This is a genomic window from Nocardiopsis sp. TNDT3, assembly GCF_003427465.1.
Classification (GTDB): Bacteria; Actinomycetota; Actinomycetes; order Streptosporangiales; family Streptosporangiaceae; genus Nocardiopsis; species Nocardiopsis dassonvillei.
Genome location: NZ_QPFC01000097.1, coordinates 1 through 4,711 on the forward strand (window position 1 = coordinate 1; position 4,711 = coordinate 4,711).

General features: G+C 72.1%; 2 protein-coding genes and 1 pseudogene. 2 read left to right on the plus strand and 1 reads right to left on the minus strand.

Translation table 11 applies throughout. The features are described from left to right. Positions 1-1,073 (minus strand): annotated as a pseudogene (locus DQW06_RS02795) (ABC transporter transmembrane domain-containing protein); the annotation flags it as partial. A gap of 260 nt (positions 1,074-1,333) precedes the next feature. Between DQW06_RS02795 and DQW06_RS02800 the strand changes: the two are divergent. Together DQW06_RS02800 and DQW06_RS02805 are read left to right on the plus strand one after the other, a co-directional pair. Then, on the plus strand, positions 1,334-2,533 hold the full coding sequence (locus DQW06_RS02800; RefSeq protein ID WP_013153854.1) for an acetyl-CoA C-acyltransferase: 1,200 nt from the start codon (positions 1,334-1,336) through the stop codon (positions 2,531-2,533). Between the two features lie 2 nt (positions 2,534-2,535). Beyond that, on the plus strand, positions 2,536-4,677 hold the full coding sequence (locus tag DQW06_RS02805) for a 3-hydroxyacyl-CoA dehydrogenase NAD-binding domain-containing protein (protein WP_232832941.1): 2,142 nt from the start codon (positions 2,536-2,538) through the stop codon (positions 4,675-4,677). Positions 4,678-4,711 lie beyond the last annotated feature (34 nt).

The following is a 4,711-nucleotide window of genomic DNA, read 5'->3' on the forward strand; positions in this document are numbered from 1 at the left end:
GCCGAGGCCCCCCGGCGTGTCCAGGGGGCCTCGGCGGTGAGCAGCTGCCCGGCGGCGGGGTCGCGGTAGAGGTCGTCGGCGGCCACCAGCTCCTCGTGGGTGCCCACGGCGCGCACCCGTCCGGCGTCCATGACCACGATCCGGTCGGTGCTGGTGACCGTGGACGGCCGGTGCGCCACGACGATGACGTTGGTGTGGCGGGCCGCGTCCAGCATGATCTCCTTGAGGCCCCTCTCGTTGGCGGCGTCCAGTTGGGAGGTCGCCTCGTCCATGAGCAGCAGCCGGGGGCCGCGCGGCAGGGCGCGGGCGATGGCCACCCGCTGGCGCTCCCCTCCGGAGATCGTCAGGCCCCTGCGCCAGGACTCGACCGCGGCGGCGTCCAGGCGGGCGGTCTCCGCCTCCTCCGCCGAGGAGGCCTTGACGGTGCGGAAGGCGCCGAAGGTCCGCTCCAGGCGCGAACCCATCTCGCCGAGCGCGGCCCGGGCCGCCTGGGTGGCGGTGCCGATCCGGGGCAGGATCACGCCCATGACCGGGCCGACCATGACGATCATCGCGGCGGCCAGCAGGAACAGGAGGCCGTCGAGGGCGGCCATGGCCACGACGCCGCCCACCAGGAGCACCGAGCCGGTGAACAGGTCGGTGATGCCGCTGGTGGCGACCGTGCGCAGCGGGGTGGTGTCCGCGGTCAGGCGGGCCACCGGGTCGCCGGGCTTGAGGCGGTCGACCTCGGCCACGCGCGGTCGGACCAGTCGGCCCACCAGGCCCGGCGCACGCCGAGCACGACGCTCTGGCCGGTGCGCTCCAGCAGGAAGGCGCCCAGGGAGCCGATGAGGGCGCCGCCGAGGATGACGGCGGTCAGGGCCAGGACCGGTCCGAGGATGGGCCCCCGCGCCGAGGGCGTCGATGACCTACTTGGCCAGGAGGGGCTGGGACAGGCTGGTGAGGCCGCCCAGGAAGGTGAGCGCCCCGCCCAGGACGAGCACCCGCCCGTGGGGGCGGGCGTACTCCCCCAGGCGGCGCGGGGACGCCTTGGGCTCGGCGTCCGGTGCCGCGGCGTGGTCGGCGTCGCGCACGCCCGGATCTGACACGTGGGCCCCCGATGCCCTCGCACGGCGTCTTCGCGCCGCCCGCTGTGGTTCGCTGTGTTCCGTGGTGGAACGTCCGATCGGCAAACCGCGCGCGGGGCGGGCGGTGCCACCGCCGAAAGTCGGAGATCGCCCCTGACTTCCGCCCCTGACCGAAGTCGGGGGGCTCCACTGCTCGCAGAAGTTGTTACTGACGAGTAGCATGGGGGTCGACGAGTCCATCCACCCTTGGAGAAGGAGGGGCCATCGTGCCGCGAACTGCCCGCGATGTCGTGTTTGTCGACGGGGTCCGCACCCCGTTCGGCAAGTCAGGCAAGGGCCTCTACGCCGAGACGCGCGCCGACGACCTCGTCGTACGCGTGATCCGCGAACTGATGCGCCGCAACCCGGGGCTGCCCCCCGAGCGCGTCGACGAGGTCGCCATCGCCGCCACCACCCAGATCGGCGACCAGGGCCTGACGATCGGGCGCAGCGCCGCGATCCTCGCCGGACTGCCCCGCAGCGTCCCCGGCTACGCCATCGACCGCATGTGCGCCGGTGCGCTCACGGCCGTCACCACCTCCGGCGCGGGCATCGCCTTCGGCGCCTACGACGTGGTCATCGCGGGCGGAGTCGAGCACATGGGCCGCCACCCCATGGGCGAGGGCGTCGACCCCAACCCGCGCTTCCTCTCCGAGAAGCTCGTGGACCCGTCCGCGCTGGTCATGGGCAACACCGCCGAGAACCTGCACGACCGCTACCCCTCCATCACCAAGGAGCGGGCCGACGCCTACGCGGTGCGCAGCCAGGAGAAGGTCGCCAAGGCCTACGCCGACGGCCGGATCCAGCCCGACCTGGTCGAGGTCCTGGTCCGCTCCCTGGAGAAGGGCTACGGCCTGGCCACCCAGGACGAGCCGCCCCGGCCCGGCACCACCATGGAGACGCTGGCCTCCCTCAAGACCCCGTTCCGCGCGCACGGCAACGTGACGCCCGGCAACGCCGCCGGTCTCAACGACGGCGCCACCGGCGCCATCCTGGCCGCCGAGGACGTGGCCGGGGAACTGGGGCTGGACGCCAGGATGCGCCTGGTCGACTTCTCCTTCGCCGGAGTGGAGCCCGAGGTCATGGGCGTGGGCCCGGTCCCGGCCACCGAGAAGCTGTTCGCCCGCCAGGGCATCTCGATGGACGACATCGGCCTGATCGAGATCAACGAGGCCTTCGCCGTGCAGGTGCTGGCCTTCCTGGAGCACTTCGGCCTCGCCGACGACGACGCCCGCGTCAACCCCTGGGGCGGCGCCATCGCCCTCGGCCACCCGCTGGCCTCCTCGGGTGTGCGCCTGATGATGCAGCTCGCGCGCCAGTTCGCCGAGCGCCCCGACGTCCGCTACGGCCTGACCACCATGTGCGTCGGCATGGGCATGGGCGGAACCGTCCTGTGGGAGAACACCAACTACGAGGGGGGCAAGTGAGCATGCCCATCGACCAGTCCCACCCGTCGCCCGCCACCACCCTCAACGGAGACGCTTCGCGTCACAGTCCTATTTCGGAACTGTTCAGCGACGAGGTCGTCACCACCGCCCTCTCCCGCGACGTCGAACTCCCCTACGGCGCGGGCACCGCGGTCCTGATCACCCTGGACAACGGGCACGACCACACCAAGCCCAACACCTTCGGCCCCGGCGGACTGCTCAGCCTGGACGCGGCGATCGAGGCCGCCAGGGCGCGCACCGACATCGTGGCCGTGGCCGTCACCGGCAAGCCGTTCATCTTCGCCGTGGGCGCGGACCTGACCGGCGTCCCCGCCCTCCAGAACCGCGAGCAGGCGCACGCCATCGGCAAGCTGGGCCACGACGTGTTCCGCAAGCTCGGCGAGCTGGACGTGCCCACCTTCGCGCTGGTCAACGGCGCGGCCATGGGCGGCGGCGTCGAGGTGGCGCTGCACTGCACCTACCGCACCATCTCCTCGGGCGTCCCGGCGCTGTCGCTGCCGGAGACCTTCCTGGGCCTGGTACCCGGCTGGGGCGGCACCTACCTGCTGCCGAACCTGATCGGCGCCGAGAAGGCCCTCAAGGTCATCATCGACAACCCGCTCGCCCAGAACAAGGTGCTCAAGGGCACGCAGGCCTTCGAGATGGGCATCGCCGACGCGATGTTCGAGCCCGCCGACTTCGTCGAGGAGTCGCTGCGCTGGGCCGCCAGGGTCGTCAAGGGCGACGTCGTGGTCGAGCGCCCCGAGGTCGACAAGGGCGAGGCCTGGGACAACGCGGTCAACATGGCCCGGTTCACCGTCGAGGGCAAACTGCACGGCGCCGCCCCGGCCCCGGCCCGCGCGGTCGAACTGGTCGCCCAGGCGAAGACCCGCACGCGCGACGAGGGCTTCGCGGCCGAGGACGACGCGCTGGCCGACCTGATCATGAGCGACGAGCTCAGGGCGGGCCTGTACGCGTTCGACCTGGTGCAAAAGCGCGCCAAGCGCCCCGCGGGAGCCCCCGACAAGTCGCTGGCCCGCAAGGTCACCAAGGTCGGCGTCGTCGGCGCCGGTCTGATGGCCGGACAGCTGGCGCTGCTGTTCGCCCGCCGCCTGGACGTGCCGGTCGTCATGACCGACCTGGACCAGGAGCGCCTGGACAGGGGCGTGGCCTACGTGCACGGCGAGGTGGACAAGCTCCTGAGGAAGGGCCGGGTCAACAACGACAAGGCCAACCACCTCAAGGCCCTGGTGACCGGCTCGCTGACCAAGGACGCCTTCTCCGACGCCGACTTCGTCATCGAGGCCGTGTTCGAGAAGATGGAGGTCAAGCAGCAGGTGTTCGCCGAGGTGGAGGCCGTGGTCTCCCCCGAGGCCGTCCTGGCCACCAACACCTCCTCGCTGTCGATCACCGAGATGGCGTCCAAGCTCCGGCACCCCGAGCGGGTCGTGGGCTTCCACTTCTTCAACCCGGTCGCGGTCCTGCCGCTGCTGGAGATCGTCCGCGGCGAGGCGACCGACGAGGCCGCCCTGGCCACGGCCTTCGCCACCGCCAAGAAGCTGAAGAAGACCGCGGTGCTGTGCAAGGACGCCCCGGCGTTCGTGGTCAACCGCCTGCTCACCCTGTTCATGGGCGAGGTCCTGGGCGCCGTCGGCGAGGGTACCGAGCCCGAGACGGCCGACCGCGCGGTGGCGCCCCTGGGCCTGCCGATGTCGCCGCTGCTGCTGCTCCAGCTGGTGGGCCCGGCGGTCGCGCTGCACGTGTCCGAGACCCTGCACGAGGCCTTCCCCGAGCGCTTCGCGGTCTCGGCCGAGCTGGCCGAGATCGTGAAGGCGGGCAAGACGGCGATCTACGCCCCCGACTTCAGCATCGACCCCGAGGTCCGCGCGCTGCTCGTGGGCGGCGACAAGCCGTCCGAGGAGAGCGAGATCCTGGACCGGGCGCTGCGCGCGCTGGCCCGGGAGATCCGGATCATGCTGGACGAGGGCGTCGTGGCCGAGGCCGCCGACATCGACCTGTGCCTGATCACCGGTGCGGGCTGGCCGTTCCACACCGGCGGCATCACTCCCTACCTGGACAGGGTCGGGGTGTCGGAGGCCGTGAACGGCAAGCGGTTCCACGAGGGCGACCCGAAGGCGTTCTAGCCTTCGCGCAACCCCGCGGCGGGCCCGGCAGCGG